This is a genomic window from Paracoccus aerius, assembly GCF_014656455.1.
GTDB classification, from domain to species: Bacteria; Pseudomonadota; Alphaproteobacteria; order Rhodobacterales; family Rhodobacteraceae; genus Paracoccus; species Paracoccus aerius.
Map to the genome: position 1 here is coordinate 30,878 of NZ_BNCL01000013.1, position 13,406 is coordinate 44,283.

Annotated in this window: 14 protein-coding genes and 1 tRNA gene; 11 read left to right on the forward strand and 4 right to left on the reverse strand. The window is 66.4% G+C overall.

Going from position 1 to position 13,406, the window contains the following annotated elements; genetic code table 11:
• The first annotated feature begins 5 nt into the window (after positions 1-5).
• Genes mbhE through IE224_RS14555 form a run of 8 tightly spaced genes read left to right on the forward strand, consistent with a single transcriptional unit; the run spans position 6 to position 6,522 of the window.
• Positions 6-2,249, forward strand: a complete 2,244-nt coding sequence (gene mbhE, locus IE224_RS14520) for a hydrogen gas-evolving membrane-bound hydrogenase subunit E (RefSeq protein WP_191311374.1) — start codon at positions 6-8, stop codon at positions 2,247-2,249.
• Positions 2,246-2,647, forward strand: coding sequence for an MnhB domain-containing protein (locus tag IE224_RS14525; protein ID WP_167621709.1), 402 nt, complete (start codon positions 2,246-2,248; stop codon positions 2,645-2,647). The genes mbhE and IE224_RS14525 overlap by 4 nt, the downstream gene beginning before the upstream one ends.
• Positions 2,647-3,009 carry a Na+/H+ antiporter subunit C gene (locus tag IE224_RS14530; RefSeq protein WP_167621710.1) on the forward strand — a complete coding sequence of 121 codons (363 nt, stop codon included), beginning with the start codon at positions 2,647-2,649 and terminating at the stop codon, positions 3,007-3,009. Before IE224_RS14525 ends, IE224_RS14530 begins: the two co-directional genes overlap by 1 nt.
• Positions 3,006-4,508 (forward strand): Na+/H+ antiporter subunit D, encoded by a 1,503-nt coding sequence (locus tag IE224_RS14535; protein WP_191311376.1) that lies wholly within the window; start codon positions 3,006-3,008, stop codon positions 4,506-4,508. Before IE224_RS14530 ends, IE224_RS14535 begins: the two co-directional genes overlap by 4 nt.
• Complete coding sequence (locus IE224_RS14540) at positions 4,505-4,990, forward strand: Na+/H+ antiporter subunit E (RefSeq protein WP_167621712.1); 486 nt, start codon at positions 4,505-4,507, stop codon at positions 4,988-4,990. Before IE224_RS14535 ends, IE224_RS14540 begins: the two co-directional genes overlap by 4 nt.
• Positions 4,987-5,283 (forward strand): MrpF/PhaF family protein, encoded by a 297-nt coding sequence (locus IE224_RS14545; RefSeq protein WP_167621713.1) that lies wholly within the window; start codon positions 4,987-4,989, stop codon positions 5,281-5,283. The genes IE224_RS14540 and IE224_RS14545 overlap by 4 nt, the downstream gene beginning before the upstream one ends.
• The gene (mnhG, locus tag IE224_RS14550; protein ID WP_167621714.1) at positions 5,276-5,605 is read left to right on the forward strand and encodes a monovalent cation/H(+) antiporter subunit G; all 330 of its coding nucleotides are present in this window, start codon (positions 5,276-5,278) and stop codon (positions 5,603-5,605) included. Before IE224_RS14545 ends, mnhG begins: the two co-directional genes overlap by 8 nt.
• Positions 5,602-6,522: a hypothetical protein gene (locus IE224_RS14555; protein ID WP_191311378.1), complete on the forward strand. Its 921-nt coding sequence runs from the start codon at positions 5,602-5,604 to the stop codon at positions 6,520-6,522. Before mnhG ends, IE224_RS14555 begins: the two co-directional genes overlap by 4 nt.
• Positions 6,523-6,553: 31 nt before the next feature.
• On the opposite strand, the gene IE224_RS14560 is transcribed toward IE224_RS14555, so the two are convergent.
• Positions 6,554-7,930 (reverse strand): poly(ethylene terephthalate) hydrolase family protein, encoded by a 1,377-nt coding sequence (locus tag IE224_RS14560; RefSeq protein WP_191311380.1) that lies wholly within the window; start codon positions 7,928-7,930, stop codon positions 6,554-6,556.
• Positions 7,931-8,288: 358 nt separating this feature from the next.
• On the opposite strand from IE224_RS14560, the gene IE224_RS14565 reads away from it, so the two are divergent.
• From IE224_RS14565 to IE224_RS14575, 3 genes are all read left to right on the forward strand, one after another.
• Positions 8,289-8,525 (forward strand): hypothetical protein, encoded by a 237-nt coding sequence (locus IE224_RS14565; RefSeq protein ID WP_167621717.1) that lies wholly within the window; start codon positions 8,289-8,291, stop codon positions 8,523-8,525.
• A 72-nt stretch (positions 8,526-8,597) separates the two neighbouring features.
• Positions 8,598-10,457, forward strand: coding sequence for an ABC-F family ATP-binding cassette domain-containing protein (locus IE224_RS14570; protein WP_191311382.1), 1,860 nt, complete (start codon positions 8,598-8,600; stop codon positions 10,455-10,457).
• Between the two features lie 125 nt (positions 10,458-10,582).
• Positions 10,583-11,326, forward strand: a complete 744-nt coding sequence (locus IE224_RS14575) for a MipA/OmpV family protein (protein WP_167621719.1) — start codon at positions 10,583-10,585, stop codon at positions 11,324-11,326.
• Between the two features lie 95 nt (positions 11,327-11,421).
• Here IE224_RS14575 and IE224_RS14580 read toward each other — a convergent pair.
• The 3 genes from IE224_RS14580 to tig form a co-directional block, all read right to left on the reverse strand.
• Positions 11,422-11,495, reverse strand: a tRNA-Gly gene (locus IE224_RS14580).
• A gap of 41 nt (positions 11,496-11,536) precedes the next feature.
• Positions 11,537-11,956: a DUF1489 family protein gene (locus tag IE224_RS14585; RefSeq protein WP_191311473.1), complete on the reverse strand. Its 420-nt coding sequence runs from the start codon at positions 11,954-11,956 to the stop codon at positions 11,537-11,539.
• A gap of 96 nt (positions 11,957-12,052) precedes the next feature.
• A complete protein-coding gene (gene tig, locus IE224_RS14590) occupies positions 12,053-13,387 on the reverse strand; it encodes a trigger factor (protein ID WP_167623396.1) in 1,335 nt (444 codons plus the stop codon).
• Positions 13,388-13,406: the final 19 nt, after the last annotated feature.

Sequence of the window (13,406 nt, forward strand, 5' to 3'; positions counted from 1 at the left end):
TTGCCATGCTCGACGGCGCGTCTGACGGCGCGGGCCGGATGCTGGGTTATGCAGCGTCAATTCTTGCCGCCCTGATCCTTGTCGGCATGGCGCTGATGGCGCCTGCGGTCGTCGATGACCGTCCTGTCCTGTTCGCCCTGGACTGGGCGCCCTCGCTGGGGATCTCGCTGGCCTTCATGGTGGACGGGCTGTCGCTGATCTTCGGGCTTCTGATCAGCGGGATCGGGTCGTTGATCTTTCTTTATGCCACCGGCTACATGGGTGATCACCCCCAGTTCGGGCGGTTCGTCCTGTTTCTGTTCGCCTTCATGGTGTCGATGCTGGGGCTGGTGCTGGCCCGCGATTTGATCACGCTGTTCCTGTTCTGGGAACTGACCAGCATCACGTCATATCTGCTGATCGGCTTTGATCACGACAATCCCCGCGCCCGCCGCAACGCCTTGCAGGCGATGCTGGTCACGGCGGGCGGGGGATTGGCGCTGCTGGCGGGCTTCATCCTGATCGGCACTGCGGCGGGCGGATACGACCTGGCGCAGATCCTGACGGGTCCGGGGCTTCAGGACAGCAGCCTGTACGGGCCGATCCTGGTGCTGGTGCTGCTAGGCGCATTCACCAAGTCGGCCCAGTTCCCGTTCCATTTCTGGCTTCCGAACGCGATGGCGGCGCCGACCCCGGTATCGGCCTACCTTCATTCGGCCACGATGGTGAAGGCCGGGGTCTATCTGCTGGCCCGCCTGCATCCCGCCCTGGGCGGCACCCTGGCCTGGAGCGTGGCGCTGACAACCGCAGGGGCCATCACGGCGGTGCTGGCCTCGGTCCTGGCGATGCGGCAAAGCGACCTGAAGCAGGCGCTTGCCTATACCACGCTGATGGCCCTGGGCACGATCACGATGCTGCTGGCCGGGGCCCATCCCTATGCCCTGACGGCGGCGGTGACCTTTCTGATCGTCCATTCGCTCTACAAGGCCAGCCTGTTCATGGTCGTGGGCGCCGTCGACCACGGCACCGGCACGCGCGAGGTGGCACAACTGGGCGGGCTGGGGCGGGCCATGCCGCTGACGGCGCTGGCGGCGGTTCTTGCCTGCGCCTCGATGGCGGGCCTGCCGCCCATGATCGGCTGGATCGGGAAGGAGCTGATCTACGCGGGTGCGGAGACCATGACGGGCGCGCCCCTTGTCGCCGCCGCCGCCGTTGCGGCCAATGCCCTGATGTTCGCCGTGGCAGGGATCATCGCGCTGCGCCCGTTCTTCGGCGCGCCCATCACTACGCCCCATCACCCGCACGAGGCGCCGTGGCAGATGCTGGCGGGGCCGGTCATCCTGGCCCTTGGCGGGCTGGTCGTCGGGGTGCTGGCGCAGCCCTTGCTGGGGTCGGTCATCGGCAGCGCCCTGACGGGAAGCCTTTTGCAGGACCGCGCCGCCGGGCTGCACCTGTGGGCCGGGTTCAACCGGGCCTTTGTCCTCAGCCTGCTGACCTTCACGCTGGGGATCATGCTGTATCTGATGCGCGCGCGCTTTGCCGCCTTGGTGGATCCGGTCCTGCGGCGCCTTCCATCGCTTGACGACGGATGGGACAGGGTGCTTGACGGGTTGCGCGTCCTGGCCGCCTGGCAGACCCGGATGCTGCAGACAGGCAGGCTGACGGCCTATCTGATGGCGGTCTTTGCCGTGGTTGCCCTGGCGCTTGGGCTGACCATCATCCGCGGCCGGCCCGAGATCGCGGTGGAACTGCCGCGCTCGGCCTTCCTGTGGCTGACGGCGATCTTTACCGCGGCGGGCGCGGTGCTGGCGCTGAACACCCATTCCCGGATTGCGGCGATCGCAGGGATCGGAACCGTCGGCATCGGCGTCGCCGTGATCTTCATCTATGCGGGCGCCCCCGATGTCGCCACGACGCAGCTGATGGTCGAGACGCTGTCGGCCGTCATGTTCGCCATCGCCGCCCTGCGCCTGCCGGGCATCACCGAGCGTCGAAGCCCCCGTCGCCAGATGGCCCATGGGGTGGTGGCCGTGACCACGGGACTTTGCGTCACCGTGATCATCCTGTCGGTCACGGCATCGCCCCTTGACCGCAGCATCACCAGTTACTTCGAGGAGAACTCTTATGCCTTGGCACATGGGCTCAACATCGTGAACGTCGTTCTTGTCGATTTCCGCGCCTTCGACACCTTCGGCGAACTGATCGTGGTGCTGCTGGCATCCTTTGGCGCCTATGCCGTCCTGAAGCGCAAGCGGAAGGCAGGGCCATGAACTCACTGATCCTTTCGGTCGGCGCGCGGTTCCTGACGGGTCTGTTCCTGCTGTTTTCGCTGTTCGTGCTGCTGCGCGGCCATAACAGCCCGGGCGGCGGCTTCATCGGCGGGCTGATCGGCGCCGCGGGCTTTGTCCTTTACAGCTTCGCGGCGGGGGTCGAGGACGCCCGCCGGGCCCTGCGCGTCGATCCGCGCGCCATCGGCGTCTGGGGCATGGCGATTGCGGTGCTGTCCGGTCTGGCCTCGGCCCTGGCCAGCCTGGATCCGTTCACGGGGCTTTGGCTGATCCTTGAGGATCTTGCCCTGTCCACCGTGCTGGTTTTCGACATCGGCGTCTACCTGGCCGTCTTCGGGGCGATCCTGACGCTGGTCTTCGCGCTCGAGGAGACCGTCTGATGGAAACCCTTGTCGCCTGCCTTGCGGGCTTTCTGGTCAGCATGGCGATCTGGTTGATGCTGTCGGGCAACCTGATGCGCTTTCTGTTCGGCCTGCTGCTGCTGTCCAACGGCGTGAACCTGGCGATCCTGGCTGCGGGCCGCCTGACCCCCGGCGCGCCGCCGCTGCTGGGTGCGTCAGGCGCGTTGCCGCCCGACACAATGGCCAACGCGCTGCCGCAGGCGCTGCTGCTGACGGCCATCGTGATCGGCTTCGGACTGTTCGCCTTTGCCCTGGCCCTGACCATCCGGGCCTATCGCAGCTTCGGCCACCTTGAGGTTGACAGGATGCGCAGTGCCGAACCGGCCGAGGACCGCCGATGAGCTGGGTTCTTGCGCTTCCGATCCTCATTCCATTCATGACTGCGGTCCTGGCCTTCCTGTTGCGCGGCTCGCGGATGGGGGATCTTGCGTCCGTCGCCGGCGCGGTCGCCTCGCTCGGCGTGGCCGTGCTGCTGGTGGGCGTAGTCCTGGACCGGGGGGTGGTCGCAGGGCAGGTGGGTGGCTGGCAGGCCCCCTATGGCATCACCTTGGTAGCCGACCACCTGTCGGCGGCGATGGTGCTGATCACCGCGATCATCGGGCTTGCCGTAGCCGTCTGGTCCCTGGCCGAGATCGGGCCGGAGTCCTCCCGGCTGGGATACCACGCCCTGTTCCAGTCGCTGCTGGGCGGCGTCACCGGCGCCTTCCTGACCGGCGACCTGTTCAACCTTTATGTCTGGTTCGAGGTGCTGCTGATCTCGTCCTTCGGGCTGTTGGTGATCGGGGGCAGGAAGCAGGCGATCGACGGGGCGGTCAAATACGTCACGCTGAACCTGATCGCCACGGTGCTGTTCCTGGCGGGCGCGGGCCTGCTTTACGGCGCGACCGGCACGCTGAACATGGCGGATCTGCGCGGGGCCGTCGCGGCCTCGCCCGACCAGGGGCTGATGACGCTGATCGCGATGATGCTGATGGTGGCCTTCGGGATGAAGGCGGCGGTCTTTCCGCTGTTCTTCTGGCTGCCCGCTTCCTATCATACCCCCCATTACGCGGTCTCGGCGGTGTTTGCGGGGCTGCTGACCAAGGTGGGCGTCTATGCCCTGATGCGCGTCTTCACGCTGATCTTCGTGGGCGACATCGGCTACACGCACGAGATCCTGCTGTGGGTGTCGCTGCTGACGATGCTGACGGGCGTGCTGGGGGCGGCCGCGCAAAGCGATTTCCGCAAGATCCTGTCCTTCCACATCATCAGCCAGATCGGCTACATGGTGCTGGGCCTGGCGCTGATGACGCCCCTGGCCGTGATGGGCGCGGTCTTCTATCTGCTGCACCACATCATCGTGAAGACCAACCTTTTCCTGATCGCCGGTGTGTCGCGCCGCCTGACCGGATCGTCGGATCTCTACGCCATCGGCGGCCTTTACCGCTCCGCGCCGCTGCTGGCGGCCCTGTTCATCATCCCGGCCTTCTCGCTGGCCGGCTTTCCGCCGCTGTCGGGCTTCTGGGCCAAGTTCGTCATCGTCCGCGCATCGCTGGACCTGGGCGAATGGCTGGTGGCGGGGGTCGCGCTGCTGGTCGGGCTGCTGACGATCTTCTCGATGACCAAGATCTGGGCCGAGGCCTTCTGGAAGGCCCATCCCAAAGGACGCCAGCCCGCCTTGGCCGATCTGCCCCAGTCCGCGCGGTGGCAGATGATGGTGCCGATCGTCGCCCTGGCGGTGATGACGGTCGCCATCGGCGCCTTCCCCTCGGCCTTCCTCGACTTTGCGACAAAGGGGGCCGAGCAGCTTCTTGATCCCGCCGCCTATGTCGCGGCCGTTCTGGGCGAGGCGCGCCGATGAAGCTTCTTTCCATCAACGTCTTTCTGGCGCTCGCTTGGTCGGCGCTGTGGAACGGGTTCTCGCTGCCGAACCTTCTCGCGGGCTTTGTCATCGGCTATTGCGCGCTGTGGTTCGCCCGCGACCTGATCGCCCAGGGGGACGAGCGGCGGTATTTCCGCGCCCTGCCGCAGACGCTGGTGCTGATCGCCTATTTCATCAAGGAACTGGTCAAGTCCTCGATCATGGTGGCGCGCGACTGCATCGCCCCGCGCCCGAACCTGCACCCGGCCATCGTGCGGATGCCGCTCGACGGCCAATCGGATGCCGAAATCTTCCTGCTGGCCAGCCTGATCACCCTGACGCCCGGCACCCTCACGCTGGATGTGGCCGAGGACCGCAGCGCTCTTCTGGTCCACTCGATCTACGCCACCGACGAAGCCGCCCTGGTCGCCGACCTGAAGTCCGGGATGGAGCGTCGCATCGGAAAGGTTTTCCGCCCATGACCCCCTTCGACATCATGCAGGCAAGCATCACCCTGGCCCTTGTCATGGTCGGGATCGCCATCAGCATCGGCTTCGTGCGGCTGGCCAAGGGACCAAGCCTGGCAGACCGGGTCGTCGCCCTGGACATGATGACGACCGCCGTGATCGGCGTCTGCGGCCTTTACGCCGTGCGCACGGAATCCGAGGCTTTCCTGGACATCGCGGTGGCCCTGGCCCTTGTCAGCTTCCTGTCGGTGGTGGCCCTTGCCCGCTACGCCGAAAGGCTTGCCCGCAGGAGCGACAGCGATGACTGAGATCCTGACCGCGATCCTTGCGCTTCTGGCCGGAGGCTTTGCCCTGGTCGCGGCCATCGGCATCCTGCGCTTTCCGGACGCGCTGACGCGGATGCACGCCTCGTCCAAGGTGGGCAGTCTGGCGGGGTCGCTGGCCCTGCTGGCTGCGGCGGTCGATATCGGCGGCGTCAGTGCGGCCAGCCGGGCGCTGATCGCCATCCTGTTCCTGCTGATGACCGCGCCGATCGGGGCGCATCTTCTGGGCCGGGCCGCGGCCTGGCGGTCGGGCCAGAAGCCCGATCTGCTGATCCGCCCGTCCGACCGGGGAAAGCCCGGGCCATGAAGCGGATCGCCCTGGTCACCACGAGGGATTGCGATGCGGCCGGGCTTTTGCAGGTCATGGAACGGCTGTCGCGCGGCGGACCGCTTCGGCTGGGGCTGTTTTCGTTGGAGCCGGGGCTGACCGACAGCCAGATGCGCCTGATGGAAGGCTTGGCCGCGATGGGGGCCACGACATCGGCCGTGGCTTCGGTCACCGCCGACTGCCTGCACGACCTGGACGCCGAACTGGTCATCGTCCAGTGCGACCCGGCGATCGGCGGTCCAAGAAGGCGGGAACAGGACTTGCGGCGCGATCTGTCGCGGCACTCGGCCAGGCCGGTCTGGATCATGAACGGCCATACCGGTCCCCCGGCATCGGTGACCGCGCTGATCGACCCGGACCGGGACGACAGCACAGACCCCGCCCTGGCGGCCGAGATACTGCGTGTCTCGTTCACCCTGGCGCGGGCCCTGGATGTTCCGCTGGATATCCTGAATGTCTGGTATTTCCTCGAGGAGGGGCTTTTGCGATCCCGCAGGATCAGGATGCCCGAGCAGGAGATCACCGAAAGAAGGCGCAGGGCGGCCTGGATCGCCCAGTCCTGCTTTGCCAGGCTGGTGGCGAGGCTGCCCCCCGATCTGGCATGGCGCCGCCTTGCGCATGTGCAGGGACCGGTCCTTGACGCGGCGGTGGCCAATATGCCGGAGGACACGCTTGTTGTCGCCGGATCCGAAGGCCGCGACGGTTGGGCGGCACGGCTGCGCCCCAACCTGGCCGAGGACCTGTGCGACCGGCGCAGGATGGGCATCGTGATCGTCAGGCGCCCCGACAACGCCTCTCAAAGATCAAGCGACCATATTGCCCCGGACATCGGCCCAAGCGACGGCACCGACCAATCCGATACCGAAGGTCCGAACCGGCAGCGCAACCTGGCATGAGGTATCGGCCCCATGCCAGGACGGACGGCTGTCAGGCTTTCCCCTTGCGCCGGCTGCGAAGCGCGCCGAGTCCCGCGACCGACAGCCCCAGCAGCCAGACCGAGGCCGGCAGCGGCACCGGCGCCACCTGGGCATCCAGCACCTCGTAGCTCAGCCCCTCGGCCGCCCCTTCGGGGAAGCCCAGCCAGTAGGTGTGGTCGTCCCTGAAGGCGCCGTTCTCGTCCACCGACCAGACGCCATCGCTGCCGTTCTGTTGCAGGTCCAGGTATCGCTGCATGGTCGAATCGCCCTTCAGCTCAAGATCCATCCAGGCAGTCACGAAATGCTGGCCGACATCGTTCATGAAGACCGTGTCCCAGACCGGGTCGGTGTAATGGCCCGAGACACCTGCCGCAATGCTCTCGACGGGGGCAGGGATGGGACCCACCGTGTTGTGGCCGCCGCCCTCGAAGGTCAGGAGGGCACGGTCGACGCCGGTCGCGCCTTCCCAGATCTTGCGGATGCCGTTGTCGTAACCCGAGGTGCGGTCATTCGATCCGGCGATGAACAGCATCGGGATCTCGATCCCCGCCAGGCCTTCGGCATCCCACAGGCCCACATTCATCCCCCAGGGGCCGATCGCGACCGCGGTCTTGATGCGCGGATCGGGCAGGGCGTCATGGGTTTCGCTGCCCTCGCGATGGATCGCCAGCGTATCGCGGGGCCCAAGGCGCATGGCGCTTTCGCTCAGCCCGCCGCCGGCCGAGACGATGGCGCCGTATCCGCCCATCGAATAGCCGATCAGGCCGGTGTTGTCGGTGTCGATCAGCCCGGCGAAATCCGAACCCGCATCCGCGTTCAGCCGGGCCATCTCGTCCAGCACGAACCGCTGGTCCAGAGGTCGGTTGACCAGGGTCGAGGCGAAGGCCCGCTGATCACGATAGGTCGAATCCGTATGGTCGATGGATGCGACCACATAGCCCTTGGAGGCAAGGTTCTCGGCCAGGTGGGACAGCAGGAACCGGTTGCCCGGATAGCCGTGGCTGACCACGACCAGCGGGAAAGGGTTCGATTCCTTCGGAGGCGCCGCGTTGCGGATGGCGCGGCCTTCCAGCGTCACCTCGGTCACGCCGTCGCGCAGATAGGTGTTGAACGACGTGGCGCCGATGGAATCCGTGGCTGCGGGATACCACATCTCGACCGTCAGCGGGCGGTCGTATCGCGCCAATTCGCCGGTGCCCGTGGGGTCGATGGCCGCGACGTCGATCTGGTTCCTGTTCACAAGATCGAACTGCCTGACACCCACGGCATAGCTGCCATAGGCCGAAAGGGCAGGGGCGTTCGGTGCCTGCCCGTCAATCCTGTTCTGCGCCGCAAGCGGCGTGGCCGCAACAGCCAGAAGCGCGGTGCCGAGAACGATGCGTAGCATGGGGTTGCTCCTCAACTTTACTGATGACGATGAACCGCTTTTTCGGGGACGCCGGGGTGGCGACGGTTTCATCCGCCACGCCCGGCCTTGCCCACGGCACGAGAGGACGCGCCGCGGGCGGTTTCTGGGCCTGCCCGGACCAGCCTGGCCTTCTTCCGGCAATCCGGCGGCTCAGGCGGGATCCTGTTGCAGTGTGCGGCTCGTTAACCATTATTGACAATGGTTGAATGACGATGGGGCGACAGGCCAGTGACAGACCGGCGACCCATGGGCCTTCCGCCGCGACAGCGGGGCAGGCCGATTGCAACTTCTCCCCTTCTTCGCTGTTACCCCTGGGACATTGAAAAGGAACATCGGAATGGCCAGAGAACCTGAACCCAAGCGCGGAATGCCGCGGTCGCTGCTGTATGCGTTGATCCCGCTGGGCTTCGTCCTGCTGGTGGCATGGATGGTGCTGTCGGGCCGCGACTCGGCCGAGACGGCGGGCGAGGCAGCGGTCGAAACCAACGAAACCGTGCCCGCGCCCGTGGACGGCGCGCCGGGGACGCAGGAGACGCAGGACCCGATCGGCGGAACAACGGCGCCCGCCAACTAGGCGTTGCACGGACGGGGCCATGTGGGGCGGTCGCCGCTTGACGGCGGGCCCCGCATCGGCCATGCCCCGCCCATGCTGCGCATCGATGACATATCCTATTCCATCCAGGGCCGGCCCTTGTTCGAAGGGGCCACGGCCACCATTCCCGAAGGCCACAAGGTGGGCCTTGTCGGTCCCAACGGTGCTGGCAAGACCACCCTGTTCCGCCTGATCCGGGGCGAACTCAGCCTCGACGGCGGCGACATCAGCCTGCCTAGCCGCGCCCGCATCGGCGGCGTCGCGCAAGAAGCGGCAGGCACGGCAACCTCGGTCCTGGAAACCGTTCTGGCCGAGGACAAGGAACGCGCGGCCCTTCTGGCGGAAAGCCATACCGCCACCGACGCGCATCGCATCGCGGACATCCAGACCCGCCTGGCCGATATCGACGCCTGGTCGGCCGAGGCGCGGGCAGCGTCCATCCTGGACGGCCTGGGTTTTTCCACCGCCGACCAGGCCCGGCCCACCAGCGACTTTTCAGGCGGCTGGCGGATGCGGGTGGCGCTTGCGGGCGTGCTGTTCGCGCAGCCCGACCTGCTGCTGCTGGACGAACCGACCAACTATCTTGACCTGGAAGGCGCGCTGTGGCTGGAAACCTATCTGGCCCGCTATCCGCATACGGTCATCATCATCAGCCACGACCGCGACCTCTTGAACCGCGCCGTGGGCCATATCCTGCATCTCGAGAACCGCAAGCTGACGCTATACACCGGCGGCTATGACGACTTCGCCCGGTTGCGGGCGGAACGCCGCGCCCTGCAGGCGGCCGAGGCGAAGAAGCAGCAGGCCCGCCGCGCGCATCTGCAAAGCTTCGTGGACCGCTTCGGCGCCAAGGCCAGCAAGGCCCGCCAGGCCCAGGCCCGCGTCAAGATGCTGGCCAAGATGGAGCCGATCACCGCCCCCGAGGAAGCCAAGTTCCACCGCTTCGGCTTTCCCCAGCCCGAGGAACTGTCTCCCCCCATCGTCGCGATGGAAGGGACCAGCGTCGGCTATGACGACCGCGCCGTGCTGCGCAAGCTGACCCTGCGCATCGACCAGGACGACCGCATCGCGCTTCTGGGCCGCAACGGGCAGGGCAAGTCGACGCTGTCGAAGCTGCTGGCCGAGCGTCTGGCACCGATGGAAGGCAAGCTGACCCGGTCGTCCAAGCTGCGCATCGGCTATTTCGCGCAGCATCAGGTCGATGAACTGGACCTGGCCGAGACGCCGCTGGATCATATCCGCCGCCTCCGCCCGACCGAGGCGCCGGCACGGCTGCGCGCGCGGCTGGCAGGCTTTGGCCTGATGGAGGCGCAGGCCGAGACCAAGGTGGGCCAGTTGTCGGGCGGCCAGAAGGCGCGGCTGTCGCTGTTGATCGCGACCATCGACGCGCCGCATCTGCTGATCCTGGACGAGCCGACCAACCACCTGGACATCGAATCCCGCGAGGCGCTGACCGAGGCGCTGAACGACTATACCGGCGCCGTCGTGCTGGTCAGCCACGACATGCACCTGCTGGGTCTGGTGGCGGACCGGCTGTGGCTGGTCAAGGATGGCGCGGTCGCCCCTTATGAAGGCGACCTGGACGATTACCGCCGCTTCCTGCTGGGTGGGGACGAACCCAAGGTCGTCGAGGAAAAGCCGAAACCCGCCCCCAAGCGCGCGCCTCGTGATGAAATCCTTGCCTTGCGCGCCGAGGTCCGCCGGGCCGAGGAACGCGTCCAGAAGCTGACCGAGATGCTGGAGAAGCTGGACGTCAAGCTGGCCGATCCTGCGCTCTACAACGACCCGCACGAGGCGAAACGCTGGTCCTCCAAGCGGTCCGAGGCCGTGCAGGCCATGGCGCGGGCCGAGGATTTGTGGATGTCCGCGCTCGAAAGCCTGGACGGGGCGGAACGGGGCGCGGGGCAGGCCTAGGCTGTTGCCCAAATGCGCCGCCTCCTCGATGATCGTCGCAGGCAGGCGCGGCGCGCCTTGTGCGACATCGCGATTCGACCCTAGGTAGCATCTACATCCCGCCGACCCCTCCGAAGGACCCGACCATGAAACATCTGCTGGCCCTGGCCGTTCTTGCCGCATCCGCTGCCACGGGTGCACAGGCGCAGGATCTTGGCTTTGCTGGCCGCGAATTCTCGGTCGATCTTGGGGTCGGCGTGGATGTCGGGCCGGAATATCCCGGTTCCGACGACGCCAAGGCGGGAACCTGGCTGATCTGGCGCAACGCGGGCTTCACCCAGCCGGGCAGCGACCTGCGCGAAGGCTTTGCGATCTCTCCGTCCTTCAACGTCGAGGGCGAGCGCGAGGCGTCGGACAACGACGATCTGGCCGGAATGCGCGACATCGACGCGGCCTATGAACTGGGCCTGCGCGCCAGCTACGGCATGGGCCCGCTGATGACCTTTGGTTCGGTCCGCCGGGGCTTTGACGGCCACGAGGGCCTGACGGGGGAAGTGGGCGCCAAGTATCGCACCGACCTGTCCGAACGCGTGACGCTGTGGTCTGGCCTGTCGCTGGGCTATGGCAACGGCGACTACAACGACACGTATTTCGGCGTGGATGCCGACGAAGCGCGGCCCGGGCGCCCTGCCTATGACATCGGCGGCGGCTTCAACAAGGCCGCGATCACCTTCGAGGCGCGCGTCACCCTGACCGATAATCTGGCCGTCCTGGGCGAGGTCGAATACGGCAAGCTGATCGGTGACGCGGCGGACTCGCCGGTCGTGCAGGACGAATACCAGCCCGCGCTGAAGCTGGGCATCGTGCGGAAGTTCAGCTTCGGGTTCTGATCCCAAGCCGCAAGGACAAACCTGGGCCGCGGTTCACCACCGCGGCTTTTTTTCATGCGCAGCGGCACCAGGATCGTTTGTCACGCTTTGAGGATTGGAGCGGGTGAAGGGAATCGAACCCTCGTATTCAGCTTGGGAAGCTGCTGCTCTACCATTGAGCTACACCCGCGTGGCGCCTTGGCTAAACGAAGGCGCGGGCCTCGTCAAGCATCAGACAAGGCCCATTTCGGCAAGTGCCGCGGCCATTTGCGGGGGCAGGGCTGTGCCGCCTTCCCGGCCGCGCGGCATGTCGGCGGGGGCGTCCTGGGCGGGCAGATAGCGCCAGCCCTGGAAGGGGCGGCGGGGCACGGCGGTCACCGGCACGATGTCGCGGTCAAGGATCAGCGCACATCGGCGGATGCCGTCGTCACGATGATGTTCGTCCAGCCGGACGATCCGCTGGCGGGCCAGCATGACGCCCTTGAACACCCAGAAGATCGAGCCCCCGGCCAGCAATTCTTCCTCGCGCTTGGGCCACATCCGGGTGACATGGATGGCATGGCCGTCGCCAAAGCGGCGCTGCCACTGGACCAGTTCGTCAGGGCCTTCGGCGCCGACGCAAAGCTTTATGAGGTGGAGTTGTGCTGACATGGCCACAAGATAGGGGGAGGGAAAAGCGGTCACAAGATCCGCAAATGAAAAGGCCGCGCGGGTGGCGCGGCCTTTCGGAATGGCGTCAGAAGACGATCAAAGTTCGTCCAGGGCCTCGACGGCCTTTTCCAGTTCTTCCTTGGTCACGGTCTTTTCGCTCAACTGCGCCTGCTCGGCGATGTGGTCGACGACCTTGTCTTCGAAGATGGGCGCGCGCAGTTGCTGCTGGACGGCCTGGTTCTGCTGGACGAACTCGAAGAAGGCGCGTTCCTGGCCGGGATACTGACGGGCGGCGCGCAGCACGGCCTGGGTCATTTCCTGGTCGGTGACGGTCACCTCGGCCTTCTGGCCGATCTCGGCCAGCAGCAGTCCCAGGCGGACGCGACGCTCGGCCAGCTTCTTGTGCTCGTCCGTCGGCTCGATGCTGCCGTGGTTGTGGTCGTGAACCTCAGGGTTTTCCTCGTGCCACAGCTGGTGGGCGATCTGGTGCGCCTCGGCCTCGACCAACGATTCGGGCAGGTCGAACTTCACCTTCTCGTCCAGCTGGTCCAGCAGCGAACGCTTCAGGATCGCGCGGGCGGCGCCGGCATATTCCTGCTCCAGCCGGCCGGCGATCTGCTTCTTCAGGCCCTCCAGGTCCTCGGCGCCGAACTTCTTGGCCAGCTCGTCGTCCAGTTCGGCCGCCTTGGGCGCCTTCACGGCCTTCACCTTGCATTCGAAGGTGGCTTCCTTGCCCGCCAGGTGGGGCGCGCCGTATTCGGTCGGGAAGGTCACGGTGACGGTCACGTCGTCATCGGCCTTGGCGCCGACCAACTGGTCCTCGAAACCGGGGATGAAGCTGTTGGAACCCAGCACCAGCGGGTAATCCTCGCCCGCGCCGCCCTCGAAGGCCTCGCCATCCACAAAGCCCTTGAAATCGATCACGACCTGGTCGCCGTCCTTGGCCTTGCTGCCCTTCTTGCGGTCCTCGAAGGACTGGGCCGACTTCGCCAGGTTTTCCAGCGCCTCGTTGATGGCGGCTTCCTCGGCCGGGACGGTCAGCTTTTCCAGGGTCAGGCTGGTCAGGTCAACCTCGGGGATCGCGGGCAGCGCCTCGTAGGAAACGTTGACGACAACGTCGTCGCCTTCCTTCCAGGTCTCGCCGTTCTGCATTTCCACCTTGGGCTGGGTCGCGGGACGGTCGCCGGACGTTTCCAGGTGGTTCTTCAGCGCGCCGTCGATGGCTTCCTGCATGGCGTCGCCCAGGATACGCTGGCCGAACTGCTTCTTCAGCATGGCCATCGGGACCTTGCCCTTGCGAAAGCCCTTCATCTCGACTTCGGGCTGCGCTTCCTTCAGCTTCGCATCGACCGTCGCGGCCAGATCAGCTGCCGGCAGGGTGAACTGATAGCCCCGCTTGAGACCTTCGTTCTGCGTTTCCGTGACCTGCATCATCGTCCTCATGCCATGA

What these genes read in the sequence shown, in the direction of transcription:
- IE224_RS14535 (WP_191311376.1), top strand. Translation starts at nt 3,006, where the DNA reads ATGAGCTGGGTTCTTGCGCTTCCGATCCTCATTCCATTCATGACTGCG.
- mnhG (WP_167621714.1), top strand. Translation starts at nt 5,276, where the DNA reads ATGACTGAGATCCTGACCGCGATCCTTGCGCTTCTGGCCGGAGGCTTT.
- IE224_RS14530 (WP_167621710.1), top strand. Translation starts at nt 2,647, where the DNA reads ATGGAAACCCTTGTCGCCTGCCTTGCGGGCTTTCTGGTCAGCATGGCG.
- IE224_RS14555 (WP_191311378.1), top strand. Translation starts at nt 5,602, where the DNA reads ATGAAGCGGATCGCCCTGGTCACCACGAGGGATTGCGATGCGGCCGGG.
- IE224_RS14560 (WP_191311380.1), bottom strand. Translation starts at nt 7,930, where the DNA reads ATGCTACGCATCGTTCTCGGCACCGCGCTTCTGGCTGTTGCGGCCACG.
- tig (WP_167623396.1), bottom strand. Translation starts at nt 13,387, where the DNA reads ATGCAGGTCACGGAAACGCAGAACGAAGGTCTCAAGCGGGGCTATCAG.
- IE224_RS14540 (WP_167621712.1), top strand. Translation starts at nt 4,505, where the DNA reads ATGAAGCTTCTTTCCATCAACGTCTTTCTGGCGCTCGCTTGGTCGGCG.
- IE224_RS14545 (WP_167621713.1), top strand. Translation starts at nt 4,987, where the DNA reads ATGACCCCCTTCGACATCATGCAGGCAAGCATCACCCTGGCCCTTGTC.
- IE224_RS14575 (WP_167621719.1), top strand. Translation starts at nt 10,583, where the DNA reads ATGAAACATCTGCTGGCCCTGGCCGTTCTTGCCGCATCCGCTGCCACG.
- IE224_RS14525 (WP_167621709.1), top strand. Translation starts at nt 2,246, where the DNA reads ATGAACTCACTGATCCTTTCGGTCGGCGCGCGGTTCCTGACGGGTCTG.
- IE224_RS14565 (WP_167621717.1), top strand. Translation starts at nt 8,289, where the DNA reads ATGGCCAGAGAACCTGAACCCAAGCGCGGAATGCCGCGGTCGCTGCTG.
- mbhE (WP_191311374.1), top strand. Translation starts at nt 6, where the DNA reads ATGCTCGACGGCGCGTCTGACGGCGCGGGCCGGATGCTGGGTTATGCA.
- IE224_RS14585 (WP_191311473.1), bottom strand. Translation starts at nt 11,956, where the DNA reads ATGTCAGCACAACTCCACCTCATAAAGCTTTGCGTCGGCGCCGAAGGC.
- IE224_RS14570 (WP_191311382.1), top strand. Translation starts at nt 8,598, where the DNA reads ATGCTGCGCATCGATGACATATCCTATTCCATCCAGGGCCGGCCCTTG.